This is a genomic window from Serratia sp. AS12 (assembly GCF_000214195.1).
GTDB classification, from domain to species: Bacteria; Pseudomonadota; Gammaproteobacteria; order Enterobacterales; family Enterobacteriaceae; genus Serratia; species Serratia plymuthica.
This window is the reverse complement of record NC_015566.1, coordinates 4508182-4523739: the sequence shown is the minus strand read 5'-3', so window position 1 is coordinate 4523739 and position 15558 is coordinate 4508182. Positions and strand designations below refer to the sequence as shown.

Sequence of the window (15558 nt, the reverse complement as noted above, 5' to 3'; positions counted from 1 at the left end):
GGATTTTACTCGCTGGCCGGTAGCTGTGACGGAAGATCAATATCCTGTACGACGCTTGCCCGATCAAGAGGCAACAGATAAACCGTTTCCCCTTGCAGCAGTTCACGTGCGCCATTATCGCCACGCAACTGGCAAAGCCTTTTGCGCAAGGGAGCGGCAAAGCCGACCGGGTGGCCAGGCCGTTGGCCGAAACAGGGGCGAGCTATCGCATGATGCTGCAGCGCATCGGCGACCAACCGGAAGATGTCGGGCGTGACGAACGGCATATCCGCCAGATGGATCAACCAGCCTTGCCAGTGCGGCGTAGCGCCAACGCCGGCGGCAATGGAATCCCCGAGACCCGCGCTGGCGATCAGCGTGACGGGCACCTGATACGCGGCGCAAACCTCCTGTACCCACCGGTTATCCGGCCGGGTGACGACCCATATCGGCAGACCTGAGGCCAGTGCCTGGCGCAAGGTATGTTCAAACAACGGGCGCCGGCGACCCGCCTCATCCGCAAACTCAGCGTTTAATTTGTTGCCTGCGCCACCGGCCTGCGAGAAACGTTCCCCACGCCCGGCGGCGGCGATCACTATGCCTGTTGTCATCTGCTCTGCCCGAATTTGCGCAACTATTGATAACCTTAGCGCTAATGTGTGTTTTTAATATGTGTTTTTGTTGAAAACAGGATGTTAATCATCACATAATTTTGGCTATAAGCATATGCTTATGACGTCTACGGCAAGGTCGTCAGCGTTTGCGCAACAACACCGCGAACACAAAACAACAATAAAGATGTGAAGGACTTTTTATGAGCAATTTCAACTCGTCACGGCGTCGCTTTATCAAAAGCGCCGTGATAGCGGGGGTGTCCGTCTACCTCGCCCCCCTCTACAGCCGCGCCTACGCCGCGCTGTTTGAACAGAATATTCTTCAGTCGCCTAACTGGGACGCCCATGAGAAACGCGTGCGTTTCCGTATTGACGGCCGTGCCAAGGTCATGGGGCAGAAGGTGTTCGCCCGCGATATCCGCGCGGTTGATATGCCGCACTGGCCACAAAAGCAGGCGCACGCCTTTATTCTGCGCGTGACCAAGGCCGACAGGCTGTTTACGGGCCTCGATCTCTCGTTGTTGGGAGACGACCTGCAGCCGGATCGTCTGGTGACGGCGGAAGATTTGGCGCGCGACGGCCTGGCTTTCCCGGCGTTTTATGGCGACGACATGCTGCTGCCCGTAGGCAAGACGCCGGCCTATCTGGGGCAAGCGGTGGCGATCCTGATTTATCACGATTTTGCTCGGTTCCGCTTTGCCAAGGACAAGCTGAAATTCCGCGAAGAGCCCCTCAAATACGGTGCCGAGACCGGCCCGCTGGAGCGCGATCCCTGGGGCACCTTCCGCTATGTGCGGGTGGGCGGCGACCAGCCGTTCGATGACGACCGTTTCTCCAGCCTGAAAGACACGCCGATTTTCCCGGTATCGATGAGGAAACATCTGCCGGTCTGGCCGGAAGGCCGCGAAGGCGGCAAGCTGGATCAGGAAGGCATGCATTATGCCGGGATGATTGCCGCAGAGCTGCAAACGCCGCCGGATGATTGGCTGGTGCTGTCGCGCCGTTATACCACGCAGTCTGTCGATACTTCGGCGCTGGAGCCGGACAACGCCAACGGCTGGTACGATGCTGCGACGCAGACTCTGCATCTGGTGGTGCCGACCCAGTCGCCGCAGGAAGTGGCCGACGAAATGCCGCGCATGCTGGCCAAACGCAACCCGCCGGTGAAGCAGCTGATTTTGCACCCGTGCTACACCGTCGGTTACGGTTCGAAAGATCACTTTAACTTCCCGTACTACGGCGCGGTGGTGGCGATGTATGGCGACGGGCACCCGGTACGCCTGGCCAATGACCGCTTCGAGCAGTTCCAGACGGCGCTGAAACGCCACGCTTTCGACATGAATTACCGTATTGCGGTCAATCGCCAAACCGGCGTACTGCAATCATTCCACGCTGAGATGACGGCAGACGGTGGTGGCCGCAGCAACTTTACGCCGTCGGTGGTGATGGTGGCGGCGACGGCGGCACAGTCGATTTACTACTTCCCGAAAAGCGATCTTTCCTCGGTGGGGCTGGCGTCACGAGCTATCGACGCCGGTTCGGCACGCGGCTACGGCACGCTGCAAAGCATGGCTGCCACTGAGATGATGGTGGATGAACTGGCTGCCGAACTGAAGATCGACCCGATCGAGTTCCGTTTGCGCAACGTACTGAAGTCCGGCATGAAAAACACCCAGGGCGCTATTCCTGCCGGAGCTATTCGTGCCGATGAAGTGCTGGAGAAGGCGGCGAAGCACGAGATGTGGCTGCAACGCGCCCAGCGTAAGGCGGAGTTTGAGAGTCAGCATCCGGGCAAACGCTATGGCGTCGGCTTCGGTTGCGTGCAAAAAGACTTCGGCACCGGCGCGGAAACCTCTTTTGCTCGCGTCGAACTGGGGGAAGACGGGCGCATCATGCTGCATCACAGCGGCGCAGAGATGGGGACCGGCATGTCGACCTCGCAATCGGTGCTGTGCGCGCAGTGGCTGGGCAAACCGGCGGATGAGGCGCACTTTTCGGTGACCGATTGGTCAGTGCTGCCGATGATCACCAGCGGCGATCCTTACATTATGTCGCAGGCCGAGCAGGATCAGTTGCAAACCAACCCAGCCTGGACGCCAAGCTACTGTTCGCCGTCCAGCGCCAGCAACTCGGCGTATTACTTTTCCCACAGTACGCGCGAAGCGGCCCGGCTGATATTCAACCACGGCCTGTGGCCGGCGGCGATGGCGCTGTGGCAGGCGGGTATCGGCGGTGGCCAGGCGGCGCCGCTGGTGGTGCGCAGAGAGGACGCGCGCTGGGTAGAAGGTGGGTTGACTGCCGCCGGCATGGCGGTGTTGAGCCTGGAGATGTTGGCGAAAAAAACCTACCAGATGGGCGGTATCACCGGTGCAGCGGTGCACGTGTTTAACCGCTGGCAGTGGGCGGAGGCGGATTTCACGCTGAGCGGTAACGGTGAGCGCCTGCCGATCGACGGGTTGGCAGTACGCAATGCCAATGGCGAGTTCAAAACGCTGCCGCGCACCCAGGTCTATTATCCGCCGACCCAGCGCAATAACGCGGCGGTGACCTATTACAGCGCCGTCGGCACGTTGGCGGAAGTGGCGGTGGATATCGCCACCGGCCAGGTGGAACTGCTTAACCATCATTCGATCATGGAGTGTGGCAACCTGATTGTGCCGGAACTGGTTTCCGGCCAGCTGCAGGGCGGGCTGGCCATGGGAATCGGCCATGCGTTGCACGAATATTTACCCTTGTACGAAGACGGGCCGGGTAACGGCACCTGGAACTTTAACCGTTACCACCTGCCGCGTGCCAGCGATGTGGCGGTCTGGAAGCAGACCGGTGACATCCTGCCTGCGCTGTCGGAAACCGATCCGCCAAAAGGCATGGCCGAAGTGGTGATGATCCCGGTGGTCGCCGCATTGGTTAACGCCATCGCCCATGCCACTGGCCATCGTTTCCGTGATTTGCCCGTTCGTGCAGAAAATATTCGTGAGGTATTACAATGAGCATTAAAACCCAGCCGATCTCCCTGACCGTCAACGATAAGCCGTATGGCCCGATCGAGGTGCCGGAAGGGCTGATGATGATCGACTTCCTGCATGAATATCTCAATCTGACCGGTTCGCGCCTGGGCTGCGGGCAGGGTATTTGTCACGCCTGCGTGGCGATTGTCGATCACCCGAGCGGCGCCAGTGAGGAGGTGCGCACCTGCATCACCGGCGCACACTTTTTCAGTGGCAAGAAAGTGCGTACCGTCGAAGGGCACGCCAGGGTGGATGAGCAAGGCGAGGTGGTCGAGCTTTCGCCCATCCAGCAGGCCTTTCTCGAACATTACAGCTTCCAGTGCGGCTACTGCACGCCGGGCTTTGTCAACGCCGCCACCCTTTTTGTGGAAAAGCTCAAACGTGAACCCATTGCGCGCGATCAATTGGAAAGCGCCATCGAGCAGGCGCTGGACAACCATATCTGCCGCTGTACCGGCTATGTGCGCTACTACGAAGCGGTGCGCGACGTGGTGCTGAAGACGCCGGGCCTGGTGAAGGAGATGGCGCGATGAAAAAACGTCTCGCACTGTTGATTCTGCTGGTGGCGATTGTCGTTATCGCCCTGCTGTGGTGGCGGGAAAACCGCCGCTACGACGGTCCGGTACAGCAGGTGACCGCCAGCGCTGAACAAATCGTCCGGGGGCGCTATCTGGCCCAGGCCGCCGACTGCGCAGCCTGCCATACCGCCATCGGCGGCGCGCCTTTGGCGGGCGGCTATCCGTTGGATACGCCGTTCGGCACGCTTTATGGCAGCAACCTGACGCCGTCGGCCGACCACGGCATTGGCCGCTGGACCAAAGACGACTTCTTCCTGGCGTTGACTCAGGGCGTGGCGCCGGGCGGGCGCCATCTGTACCCGGCGATGCCTTATACCTCGTACAAAGGGATATCGCGCCAGGATGCCGATGATATTTATGCCTATTTGATGACGCGCCCGGCGGTGGACGTCGCCATCCCGGAAAACGCCATGCCGTTCCCGTTCAACCAGCGCATGGCGCTGATTGGCTGGAACCTGTTGTTCCGCACCCAGGATCCGCTGCCGGTCAGTTCGCAGGGGACTTCGGCACAGTGGCAGCGTGGCCGTTATCTGGCGGATACGCTGGGCCACTGCGGGGAATGCCATACGCCACGCGGCATGCTGGGCCAGATGGATCTCGGGAAACCGATGCAGGGCGGCGAACTGGGGCGCTTTATGGCGCCGGACATCACTCCGCACGGGTTGGCGCAACGCGGCTGGACGCCGGACGACCTGAACCGCTTTCTGGCAACCGGCATCGCGCCGCAGGGCAGCGCCTTCAGCGAAATGCATATGGTGGTGGATCTCAGCACGCGTCATTTGACGCCGGAAGACCATCAGGCGTTGGCTACCTATCTGATGGGTGAGCAGCCGCCGGCCGCGGTGCCGGTAAAAGTGGGGCAGGGCAGCGATGCCGGGCGCATCAGCTATCTGGATCAATGTTCCGGTTGCCATGCACGTGAAGGCGAGGGGAAACCGCATGTGGCGGTCGCGATGCGTGATAACGCTACGCTGCGCCAGCCGGACGCTAAAAACCTGATTGTTTCAGTGCTGGACGGTTTGCCGGCGCAGCAGTTCCCCAACGGTGAAAGCATGCAGAGCATGCCGGCTTTTGGTGTGCGGCTGGATGATGCGCAGGTGGCTGAACTGGTGAATTATCTGCGGGTCACCTGGGGCGGGTTGCCGGGCGATATCACTGCCGAGCAGGTGAAGAAACTGCGTAATAAGCCTTGATCAAGCAGAGGCTCAGCGTACTGAGCCTCTTTTACTCTACTCGCGATTATCCGCCGGTGGTTCACCCAATACCGGCATGCCTTCTTCATTCCACGCTATCGGCTTAATCCGCGTATGACGATTGGGGTCATAGAGCGGATCGCCCTCGATTTCCGTGTAATTGCGCGCATGGTAAACCAACAGATCCCGGCCCTGCTCGTCGAGGGTAAAGCTGTTGTGGCCGGGGCCGAATTGGCGGTTTTTGGCGTTGGTGCGGAATATCGGTTGGCTGGCCTTGTGCCATTGGGCTGGGTCGGTGATGTCACTGTCGATATCGGCCCAGAGCAGCCCGATGCAGTAATTTTCATCGGTGGCGCTGGCGGAATAGCTGATAAATATCCGTTGGCCATGAGTAATCACTGCAGGTCCTTCATTCACCTCGAAACCCACGATTTCCCAGGGCAACTCCGGCTTGCTGAGCAGCACCGGTTCGCCCTTTAGCGTCCAGGGATTCTCCATCTCCGCCAGGTACAGATTGGAGTTGCCGCTGATGGCCGGATCCTTTTGCGCCCATAAATAATAGTGTTTGCCGCGATGTTCAAAATGGGTGGCGTCGAGGGAGAAGCTGTCGATGTGGCTGTATATCCTGCCTTTTTCTGTCCATTCCCCGGTTAACGGGTTGGCTGCGCTGCATTCCAGCGCAAACATGCGATGTTGGAACAGGCCATCTGCAATGTCGGGGCTATGGGCGGCGGCAAAATACAAATACCACTTGCCGCTGATAAAGTGCAGTTCCGGCGCCCAGATCAGCGCGCTCATTGGCCCTTGCTGCGGCTTTCGCCACACCACTGTTGCCGTGGCCTGCGGCAGTTCGTCGAGGCTGCGCGCCCGGCGAAGCTCAAGGCGATCATATTCCGGCACCGAGGCGGTGAAATAGTAATAGCCATCGGTGTGGCGCAAAACAAACGGATCGGCCCGCTGTTCAATAAAGGGATTAGGGTAGTCTCGCATCGCGGGCTCCTTACGGGTGTTTGGTTTCTAACTGCTGCTCACGATAGTCGGCCAGCTCCTGGTAATTGACCCGGCGCTTTTCCAGATCGATCTGAATCTGCTGCATCAGTTGACGATCGACCTTCAGCAGGCGCACTACGCCTGCCGTGATCAGATAGCCAATGCCTGGGATCACGGTGAACAACAATACGATGCTATTCAGTGCACTGGCGCTTTGGCTGGCCGCATCGGCCTGATAACCGGAATATGACATCAGGAAGCCGACCATGGCGCCGGCTACCGCCAGCCCGACTTTCAGGAAGAACAGATTGCCGGAAAAGCTGATGCCGGTGATGCGCTTGCCGGTTTTCCACTCGCCATAGTCGTCCACGTCGGCCATTAACGACCAGTGCAGCGGTGAAGGGATCTGATGCAAGATATTCAGCAGGAAGTAGGCGACCACGATTAATGAGGTCAACTGAGGGTTGAGGAAGTAAAAACCGCAGGAAAACGCCGCCAGCACGATATTGGTCCAAAAGAACACTTTCAGTTTGCAGAAGCGGTCGGTCAGCGGCTTCGCCAATGCGCTGCCGATCATCATGCCGACTACGCCCAGCGCGATAAACAGGCTGGCGAATGAGGTTGACTGCTGCATGACGTAGGTCACGTAATACATGGTGGCCGCCATGCGGATAAAACCGGGGCAAACGTTGCAAAAGGTCAGCAGCAGAATGCGTACCCATTGATCATTTTTCCACACGTCTTTCAGATCGGACTTGAGCGCGTCGTGGGTCGGTACGGCCGGACGTATGCGCTCTTTTACCGTGGCAAAGCAGAACAGAAACATGAACAGGGCGATCAGCGCCAGTACGCCCATCGCCATCTGATAGCCGCGCGCCTTGTCGGCGCCGCCAAACCATTCGGCCATCGGCAGCAGGGTTAGCGAGAGGATGAGCGTCGCAATGCCGACCAGAATAAAACGGTATGACTGGCAGGATACCCGCTCTTGCGGATCGGCGGTGATTACGCCGCCTAATGAACAGTAGGGAATGTTAATGGCGGTGTAGGTCAGCGACATCAAGAAGTAAGTCGCGAAGGCATAGATGACCTTGCTGTTGTAACTCCATTCCGGCGTGGTGAACATCAACACGCTGAATAATACATAGGGCAGGGATACCCACAGCAACCAGGGACGAAAGCGCCCCCAGCGGCTTTGGGTACGATCGGCGATGGCACCCATAATCGGATCGGTTACCGCATCCAGCACCCGAACCGAGAGCAACAGAATACCGACCAGCGCCGGAGTCAATCCGAAGATGTCGGTATAGAAATAGTTGAGAAACAACATAATCGCTCCGCCAATCATGTTGCAGCCGGCATCTCCCATGCCATAGCCAATCTTTTCTTTTATCGATAGGGCATTGCTCTTCATGGACATTTTCTCCGTGGCGGCAGGATCTGACTGAGTGGCAACGATTATTGTCCCGGCTGGGGGCGAGTTATCAGAAACTATTGGTTGTAGAGATGGACAAACCGAGCGTGGCGAAGAAACTGTGAGCCAGTTGGCAAAATGGAAGGGCAATAAAATGGCCCGCATTTGCGGGCCATGTTGATTTTAACGCGGTTTATCAGCGACTGGCGGTGCTCGCCGCACGCTGGCTGCGCTGTTTGATGGCGTAGCCGATGGCCAGAACCGCTACCCATACCGGGATCAGCAGCACCGAGATTTGGATACCTGGCGTCAGGTACATGATCACCAGAATACCGGCCATAAACGCCAGGCACAGGTAGTTACTGAACGGATACCAGAATGCCTTGAACTTCGGCTCTACGCCTTCACGGTTCTTGGCCGCGCGGAACTTCAGGTGCGCCAGGCTGATCATCGCCCAGTTGATCACCAGCGCCGATACCACCAGCGCCATCAGCAGCTCGAAGGCGCGCCCCGGGATCAGGTAGTTGATCAGCACACAGAAGGCGGTGGCAATGGCGGACACGCCGATGGCGATCACCGGCACGCCGCGGCCGTCGACTTTCAGCAGGCTTTTCGGGCCGTTGCCCTGTTGCGCCAGGCCGTACAACATGCGGCTGTTGCAGTATACGCAGCTGTTATAGACCGACAGCGCTGCAGTCAACACCACGATATTCAGTACCGTTGCCACCACATCGCTGTTCAGCGCGTGGAAGATCAGCACGAACGGGCTGCCGCCTTCAACCACTTTGCCCCACGGGTACAGCGACAGCAGAATGGTCAGTGAACCGATATAGAAAATCAGAATGCGGTAGATCACCTGGTTGGTGGCTTTAGGGATGCTTTTCTGCGGGTTGTCGGCTTCGGCGGCGGTGATGCCCACCAGTTCCAGACCGCCGAACGAGAACATGATCACCGCCATTGCCATCACCAGCCCCATGATGCCGTTCGGGAAGAACCCGCCCTGTGCCCACAGATTGGTTACGGTGGCTTCCGGGCCGCCCATGCCGCTGAACAGCAGGTAGGCGCCGAACACGATCATGCCGATAATCGCCACCACTTTGATAATGGCGAACCAGAACTCCATCTCGCCATACACTTTCACGTTGGCCAGGTTGATGGCGTTAATCGCCAGGAAGAACACCGCGGCGGACACCCAGGTCGGGATTTCCGGCCACCAGTACTGAACATAGATGCCGACCGCGGTCAGTTCCGCCATCGCCACCAGCACGTACAGCACCCAGTAGTTCCAGCCGGAAGCGAAGCCGGCGAAGTTGCCCCAGTATTTATAGGCGAAGTGGCTGAAGGAACCGGCAACCGGCTCTTCCACCACCATTTCACCCAGCTGGCGCATAATAAGAAACGCGATGAAGCCGCCAATGGCATAGCCGAGAATGACCGACGGGCCGGCCATTTTTATTGTTTGAGCGATACCGAGAAACAGCCCGGTACCAATTGCGCCACCTAGGGCGATAAGCTGAATATGGCGGTTTTTCAGGCCGCGTTTCAGCTGGTCGCCATGCTGTTGACCATCCATCAATGAAACCCTCTGTCGTTGCAGAATACTCACATGCTGTAAAGCAGTGGTTACGATGTGTGTTTTGTTTTATTTACGGCGTTATAGCTATTAATTCCACGGAGCCGCTACCGTTTGGAAAAGAATAATGTTATGTGCGTCAGTTTGCACCTGCTTTATTCTATGAGTGATTAAGATTTCAGCAGTTTAGGAAACAAAATGCGGGTTGTGTGACGACAGAGGGGATTCAATGCACGAAACAAGCAGCAAATCACATAATGCGCAGAAATAACGTAGCTATGATCCCTTGGTGGCGGTGAAAGAGTAATCAGCTTTATTCCGGGCATAGGATGCAAATAGCTATTCGTTAAAGCTTAATAAACATGCAATAAAATTCTGCTTTTGATGCTTCAGTCTTCCTGACGGGAGGTTTCGCAAACGTTAAATCAGAAACCTACCTCGTAAATGGTATTACCAACCCTCAGTTATCGGTGTGCAGCAGGCCTGATATCGAGGTGTTAAAATGTGCGGGGAATCATGATTTCGAACGAGGCCCATATGGACAGGAGGTGAATACTTTGTTACTTTACCGTCACGTTTTTGAAATTGGTATTACCAATTGACTCCGCGCCATTCGCAGAGAAGAATTCACCCATGGCCTACAGCAAAATCCGCCAACCCAAGTTGTCAGACGTTATCGAGCAGCAGCTCGAACACCTGATCCTCGAGGGAACGTTGCGTCCAGGCGAAAAGTTGCCACCGGAGCGCGAACTGGCGAAACAATTTGATGTTTCCCGTCCTTCTCTGAGAGAGGCCATCCAGCGCCTGGAAGCTAAAGGGCTGCTCCTGCGCCGTCAGGGCGGCGGCACCTTTGTACAAACTAATCTGTGGCAGAGCTTCAGCGATCCGCTGGCTGAACTGCTGGCCGACCATCCTGAATCACAATTCGATCTGTTGGAAACTCGTCATGCCCTCGAAGGCATCGCTGCCTATTATGCGGCGCTGCGCGGTACCGACGAAGATCTGGCGCGCATCCGCGATTGCCATATTGTGATTCAGCAGGCCCAGGACAGCGGCGATCTCGACGCCGAAGCCGACGCGGTCATGCAATACCAAATCGCCGTGACCGAAGCTGCCCACAACGTTGTGTTACTGCACCTGTTACGCTGTATGGGGCCGATGCTGGAACAGAACGTGCGTCAGAACTTTGAATTGCTCTACTCGCGCCGTGAGATGTTGGCAAAAGTGAGCAGCCACCGCGCCGGGATTTTTGAGGCGATTGTGGCACGCGAGCCGGAAAGGGCCCGCGAAGCTTCGCACCGCCATTTGGCGTTTATCGAGGAAATATTGCTGGATCTCAGTCGGGAACATACCCGGCGCGAGAGATCGCTGCGGCGTCTCCAGCAACGCAAGGATTAAGAACGATTCTCTTCAGGGTACACCAGCCTGCGGGGTTTATGTTCGGAATGCTTACTTAAGCATTTAAGCGGCAACTAAACTGATGGGCCTGTCTTCGTGTGTTTTGCTTCAGAACACAGGAAGACAGGCTCCAAACAAACCATTAGACAGATAAGGAATACCACCATGTCAGAACGTTTAAACAATGACGTGGATCCGATCGAAACCCGCGACTGGCTGCAGGCGATCGAATCGGTCATCCGTGAAGAGGGTGTTGAGCGAGCTCAGTTTCTGATTGATCAGGTATTGGGTGAAGCCCGTAAAGGCGGTGTTAGCGTTGCAGCCGGTGCTGCCGCCAACAACTACGTCAACACCATCGCGGTGGAAGACGAACCTGCTTACCCAGGCAACCTGGATCTGGAACGTCGTATCCGTTCAGCCATCCGCTGGAACGCGGTAATGACCGTTCTGCGTGCATCCAAGAAAGATCTGGACCTGGGCGGCCACATGGCTTCCTTCCAGTCTTCCGCGACCTTCTATGAAGTCTGCTTCAACCACTTCTTCCGTGCGCGCAACGAGCAAGACGGCGGCGATCTGGTTTACTTCCAGGGCCACATCTCTCCAGGCGTTTACGCACGAGCCTTCCTTGAAGGCCGCCTGACCGAAGACCAAATGAACAACTTCCGTCAGGAAGTTCACGGCAAAGGCCTGTCTTCTTACCCGCATCCGAAACTGATGCCGGAATTCTGGCAGTTCCCGACCGTTTCCATGGGCCTGGGCCCAATCAGCGCCATCTATCAAGCGAAGTTCCTGAAATATCTGGAACACCGTGGCCTGAAGAACACCTCTGCTCAAACCGTTTATGCCTTCCTGGGCGACGGCGAGATGGACGAACCTGAATCCAAGGGCGCGATCACCATCGCTACCCGTGAAAAACTGGACAACCTGGTCTTCGTCATCAACTGTAACCTGCAGCGTCTGGACGGCCCGGTCACCGGTAACGGCAAGATCATCAACGAGCTGGAAGGCATCTTCGCCGGTGCAGGCTGGCAGGTTCTGAAAGTGATTTGGGGCGGACGTTGGGATGAACTGCTGCGTAAAGACACCAGCGGCAAACTGATCCAACTGATGAACGAAACCCTGGACGGCGACTACCAGACCTTCAAATCCAAAGACGGCGCTTACGTACGCGAGCACTTCTTCGGCCGCTTCCCGGAAACCGCTGCTCTGGTCAAAGACATGACCGACGACGAAATCTGGGCGCTGAACCGTGGTGGTCACGATCCGAAGAAAGTCTTTGCTGCACTGAAAAAAGCGCAGGACACCCAAGGCAAACCAACCGTGATCCTGGCCCATACCATCAAAGGTTACGGCATGGGTGAAACCGCGGAAGGTAAAAACATTGCTCACCAGGTGAAGAAAATGAACATGGAAGGGGTTCACCACTTCCGCGATCGTTTCAACGTGCCGGTTGCCGATGCTGACATCGAAAAACTGCCGTACATCACCTTCGAGAAAGAGTCTGAAGAGTACAAATACCTGCACGAACGCCGTCAGGCGCTGAAAGGTTATGTGCCGACTCGTCTGCCGGCCTTCACCCAGAAGCTGGAAATGCCGGCTCTGGAAGACTTCAGCTCACTGCTGGAAGAGCAGAACAAAGAAATCTCCACCACTATCGCTTTCGTACGTGCCCTGAACGTGATGCTGAAGAACAAGTCGATTAAAGATCGCCTGGTTCCAATCATTGCCGACGAAGCCCGTACCTTCGGTATGGAAGGTCTGTTCCGTCAGATCGGTATCTACAGCCCGAACGGTCAGCAGTACACTCCGCAGGACCGTGAGCAGGTTGCTTACTACAAAGAAGACGAGAAAGGCCAGATCCTGCAGGAAGGCATCAACGAACTGGGCGCAGCCTCTTCATGGTTGGCCGCAGCGACTTCCTACAGCACCAACGATCTGCCAATGATTCCGTTCTACATCTACTATTCGATGTTCGGTTTCCAGCGTATCGGTGACCTGTGCTGGGCAGCGGGCGACCAACAGGCGCGCGGCTTCCTGATCGGCGGGACTTCCGGCCGTACCACCCTGAACGGTGAAGGTCTGCAGCACGAAGACGGCCACAGCCACATTCAGTCTCTGACTATCCCTAACTGTATCTCTTACGATCCAGCTTACGCATACGAAGTGGCTGTAATCATGCATGACGGTCTGGTCCGCATGTACGGCGACGCGCAGGAAAACGTCTACTACTACATCACCACGCTGAACGAAAACTACCACATGCCGGCCATGCCGCAGGGTGCGGAAGAAGGTATCCGTAAAGGTATCTACAAGCTGGAAACTCTGGAAGGCAGCAAAGGTAAAGTGCAGTTGCTGGGTTCAGGTTCCATTCTGCGTCACGTGCGTGAAGCTTCGCAGATCCTGGCGAAAGACTACGGCGTGGGTTCTGACATCTACAGCGTGACTTCCTTCACCGAACTGGCGCGCGATGGCCAGGACTGCGAGCGTTGGAACATGCTGCACCCAACCGAAACCCCACGCGTGCCTTACATCGCTCAGGTGATGAACGATGCGCCTGCGGTTGCGTCTACCGACTACATGAAGCTGTTCGCAGAACAGGTTCGTACTTACGTTCCAGCCAGCGATTATCGCGTTCTGGGTACTGACGGCTTCGGTCGTTCAGACAGCCGCGAAAACCTGCGTCACCACTTTGAAGTCGATGCTTCTTACGTTGTGGTTGCTGCTCTGGGTGAACTGGCTAAACGCGGTGAAATCGAAGCTTCTGTGGTAGCTGATGCGATTAAGAAATTCGACATCAACCCAGAAAAAGTCAACCCGCGTCTGGCATAAGAGGTACAGAAGAATGTCTATCGAAATCAAGGTACCGGACATCGGTGCAGACGAAGTGGAAATCACCGAAATTCTGGTGAAAGTGGGCGATAAAGTTGAAGTTGAACAATCGCTGATCACCGTTGAAGGTGATAAAGCTTCCATGGAAGTCCCGTCCCCGCAAGCGGGCGTGGTGAAAGAGATCAAGGTGTCCGTCGGTGATAAAACCGAAACCGGCAAACTGCTGATGATCTTTGAAGCAGAAGGCGCGGCAGCTGCCGCACCAGCCGCCAAAGCGGAAGAAAAACCGGCCGCAGCACCTGCTGCTGCACCGGCTGCCGCTGCTGCCAAAGACGTTGCGGTACCGGACATCGGCGCCGACGAAGTAGAAGTGACCGAGATCCTGGTGAAAGTGGGCGACAAGGTGGAAGCCGAGCAGTCCCTGATCACCGTGGAAGGCGACAAGGCTTCCATGGAAGTCCCTGCACCCTTTGCGGGCACCGTGAAAGAGATCAAAATCGGCGCCGGCGACAAAGTGAAAACCGGTTCCCTGATCATGGTCTTCGAAGTGGCCGGCGCAGCTTCTGCTGCCGCTCCGGCTGCGGTTGAAGCCCCTGCGGCACCAGCCGCCCCGGCTGCCGCCGCTGCCAAAGACGTTGCCGTGCCGGATATCGGCGGCGATGAAGTGGAAGTGACCGAAGTGATGGTGAAAGTGGGCGACAAAGTTGCCGCTGAGCAGTCGCTGATCACCGTTGAAGGTGACAAGGCTTCTATGGAAGTGCCGGCACCGTTCGCAGGTACCGTGAAAGAAATCAAAATCAGCGCTGGCGACAAAGTGAAAACCGGCTCTCTGATCATGGTGTTCGAAGTTGAAGGCGCGGCACCAGCCGCCGCTCCGGCCCAGAAAGCAGAAGCTGCACCGGCTCCGGCCAAGCAGGAAGCCGCTGCGGCCGCTCCAACTGCCAAAGCGGAAAGCAAAGGCGAGTTCGCAGAGAACGACGCTTACGTGCATGCAACCCCGGTCATCCGTCGTTTGGCGCGTGAATTCGGCGTAAACCTGGCGAAAGTGAAAGGCACCGGTCGTAAAGGGCGCATCCTGCGCGAAGACGTCCAGACTTACGTGAAAGACGCAGTCAAACGTGCAGAAGCGGCTCCAACCGCTGCTGCCGGTGGCGGTCTGCCAGGCATGCTGCCATGGCCGAAAGTGGACTTCAGCAAGTTCGGTGAGATTGAAGAAGTTGAACTGGGCCGCATCCAGAAGATTTCGGGTGCCAACCTGAGCCGCAACTGGGTGATGATCCCGCACGTGACTCACTTCGACAAAACCGATATCACCGATCTGGAAGCGTTCCGCAAGCAACAGAACGATGAAGCGGCCAAACGTAAGCTGGATGTGAAGTTCACCCCTGTGGTGTTCATCATGAAAGCCGTCGCCGCCGCTCTGGAGCAGATGCCGCGCTTCAACAGCTCTCTGTCCGAAGATGGCCAGAAGCTGACGCTGAAAAAATACATCAACGTCGGTGTTGCGGTTGATACGCCAAATGGTCTGGTGGTTCCGGTATTCAAGGATGTGAACAAGAAAAGCATCACTGAGCTGTCCCGCGAGCTGATGGCTATCTCCAAAAAAGCGCGTGACGGCAAGTTGACCGCAGGCGAAATGCAGGGCGGTTGCTTCACCATCTCCAGCCTGGGCGGTATCGGGACAACTCACTTCGCGCCTATCGTCAACGCGCCGGAAGTGGCTATCCTGGGTGTCTCCAAGTCTGCGATGGAGCCGGTCTGGAACGGTAAAGAGTTCATGCCGCGTCTGATGATGCCGATGTCGCTCTCCTTCGACCACCGCGTTATCGACGGTGCAGATGGTGCGCGTTTCATCACCATCATCAACAATATGCTGTCTGACATCCGCCGTCTGGTGATGTAATGAAAAAAGGGCGCAGCATGCTGCGCCCTTACCACTTCAGTAGCAGTTTTGTCGGTTTTTGCATGACTCGACAAAATTGTTG

10 protein-coding genes are annotated in these 15558 nt (G+C 56.8%); 6 read left to right on the top strand and 4 right to left on the bottom strand.

The genetic code is table 11. The features are described from left to right. Nucleotides 1-5: 5 nt before the first annotated feature. Entirely contained in the window at nt 6-590 is a 585-nt protein-coding gene (locus SERAS12_RS21080) for an NTP transferase domain-containing protein (RefSeq protein ID WP_013814473.1), read from the bottom strand. A gap of 203 nt (nt 591-793) precedes the next feature. Here SERAS12_RS21080 and SERAS12_RS21075 point away from each other — a divergent pair, with 203 nt between their 5' ends. The 3 genes from SERAS12_RS21075 to SERAS12_RS21065 are packed head-to-tail and all read left to right on the top strand — an operon-like array spanning nt 794 to nt 5372. Then, complete coding sequence (locus SERAS12_RS21075; protein WP_013814472.1) at nt 794-3583, top strand: xanthine dehydrogenase family protein molybdopterin-binding subunit; 2790 nt, start codon at nt 794-796, stop codon at nt 3581-3583. Next, nucleotides 3580-4134, top strand: coding sequence for a (2Fe-2S)-binding protein (locus SERAS12_RS21070; protein ID WP_013814471.1), 555 nt, complete (start codon nt 3580-3582; stop codon nt 4132-4134). The genes SERAS12_RS21075 and SERAS12_RS21070 overlap by 4 nt, the downstream gene beginning before the upstream one ends. Then, entirely contained in the window at nt 4131-5372 is a 1242-nt protein-coding gene (locus SERAS12_RS21065; protein ID WP_013814470.1) for a cytochrome c, read from the top strand. The genes SERAS12_RS21070 and SERAS12_RS21065 overlap by 4 nt, the downstream gene beginning before the upstream one ends. A 36-nt stretch (nt 5373-5408) precedes the next feature. On the opposite strand, the gene SERAS12_RS21060 is transcribed toward SERAS12_RS21065, so the two are convergent. The 3 genes from SERAS12_RS21060 to SERAS12_RS21050 all read right to left on the bottom strand — a co-directional run bounded on the left by SERAS12_RS21060 (nt 5409) and on the right by SERAS12_RS21050 (nt 9346). Continuing rightward, on the bottom strand, nt 5409-6362 hold the full coding sequence (locus tag SERAS12_RS21060) for a family 43 glycosylhydrolase (RefSeq protein ID WP_013814469.1): 954 nt from the start codon (nt 6360-6362) through the stop codon (nt 5409-5411). A gap of 10 nt (nt 6363-6372) precedes the next feature. Then, nucleotides 6373-7773, bottom strand: a complete 1401-nt coding sequence (locus SERAS12_RS21055) for a glycoside-pentoside-hexuronide (GPH):cation symporter (protein WP_013814468.1) — start codon at nt 7771-7773, stop codon at nt 6373-6375. Nucleotides 7774-7969: 196 nt separating this feature from the next. Beyond that, a complete protein-coding gene (locus SERAS12_RS21050) occupies nt 7970-9346 on the bottom strand; it encodes an amino acid permease (RefSeq protein WP_013814467.1) in 1377 nt (458 codons plus the stop codon). A gap of 633 nt (nt 9347-9979) precedes the next feature. Here SERAS12_RS21050 and pdhR point away from each other — a divergent pair. From pdhR to aceF, 3 genes are all read left to right on the top strand, one after another. Next, the gene (gene pdhR, locus SERAS12_RS21045) at nt 9980-10744 is read left to right on the top strand and encodes a pyruvate dehydrogenase complex transcriptional repressor PdhR (RefSeq protein WP_004947949.1); all 765 of its coding nucleotides are present in this window, start codon (nt 9980-9982) and stop codon (nt 10742-10744) included. 165 nt (nt 10745-10909) lie between these two features. Further along, nucleotides 10910-13573, top strand: a complete 2664-nt coding sequence (aceE, locus tag SERAS12_RS21040) for a pyruvate dehydrogenase (acetyl-transferring), homodimeric type (RefSeq protein WP_013814466.1) — start codon at nt 10910-10912, stop codon at nt 13571-13573. Between the two features lie 13 nt (nt 13574-13586). Further along, nucleotides 13587-15476: a pyruvate dehydrogenase complex dihydrolipoyllysine-residue acetyltransferase gene (aceF, locus tag SERAS12_RS21035; RefSeq protein ID WP_013814465.1), complete on the top strand. Its 1890-nt coding sequence runs from the start codon at nt 13587-13589 to the stop codon at nt 15474-15476. Nucleotides 15477-15558: the final 82 nt, after the last annotated feature.